This window comes from Budvicia aquatica DSM 5075 = ATCC 35567 (genome assembly GCF_000427805.1).
Classification (GTDB): Bacteria; Pseudomonadota; Gammaproteobacteria; order Enterobacterales; family Enterobacteriaceae; genus Budvicia; species Budvicia aquatica.
Genome location: NZ_ATYS01000129.1, coordinates 1 through 1,156 on the forward strand (window position 1 = coordinate 1; position 1,156 = coordinate 1,156).

Annotated in this window: 1 protein-coding gene; it reads left to right on the forward strand. The window is 33.8% G+C overall.

Features of this window, described 5'->3' with window-relative positions:
• Positions 1–670: 670 nt before the first annotated feature.
• On the forward strand, positions 671–856 hold the full coding sequence (locus tag YWE_RS32130) for an Rpn family recombination-promoting nuclease/putative transposase (RefSeq protein ID WP_428829301.1): 186 nt from the start codon (positions 671–673) through the stop codon (positions 854–856).
• Positions 857–1,156 lie beyond the last annotated feature (300 nt).

A 1,156-nucleotide genomic window follows, 5' to 3' on the forward strand; every position in this document is an offset into this window, starting at 1 on the left:
CACCGATTAAACCTTTCACAATGACATCCTCTTATTGCTATTTATAATGAACAATGTGTTTGGCTATATTTAAATAACCATTCTTATCACATCAGTTTCATGAAAATTAACGTTTCTATTTATTTTATCGATACTTATTAACGTTTATTCTGCCGTTAATTCTTTCATCAATATTTATCAGGAGTCATTTGAGAAGAGAAATGCAAGTATGTATGGCGTGATGCAAAATCTGCATTAACCAAACTCACATATTAACAATTTGAGTTGGAATAACAGTATGATCTGCGTGGCTATATTGTGAGGACAGGGCTTTAATATCAGGGCATAGCTGGAAATAGCATCACTCATCGGGGACGCGATTCAATGACCGGCCAGATGTCGTTTTACAGTCGTCTATGCAAAATTCAAATAGCGGATACCTAAATTGATACGCGACCACATGGCGTTCACGTATCGAACAATTAACAATGACAAGCACAAGCCAGACAACTTGCCTGAAGTCGTACCCTCAGAGTTTATCAAACTATGAAACAGAGTGTGAAGTCTGGCTAAAATACAAAAATAAGATTATCATCTTGACAGTCTGATATCGAACGAAGTCTAAAAATAATTTGGGCTCATCGATGGTAATATTAGATTAATGAAACGAAAAACATCCACGTGACTGGCGATATGCGACGTACGTAATCTCAAATTAGAATCGAGTCGCTTTATCGAGAACCTGCGGGCGTACTTCTCGGATAAACTCTATTTCATGAAAACAATACAGGGGCGAGATACGTTTATATTCAAATTGTTAGAAAATTCAATTGATATTGACAAACATCTTTATTTAAATAAAATCACTGCAGACTGAATTTAACCTTTTTTATTATAGATATGTTAACACCTTTCGATTATTAGTTTGTAATTTAGTTAGATACAAAAACATTTTATCATCCTGATTTAATTAGTTTAACTGATAGAGAATAAATAGCCAAAGGCATAATTTTTTATCATGTAAAAATAATCATAATCATTATCGAATAAATAAACACTCTCACGTCTATTTGTTTTTAACCGATTTTTATTAGCGGACAAGGCTGCCATACATGAGAATAAAGAAATCACGCATCGCCCTAATACTGTTTATCGGCATTATTCTGGGTGTTATTGG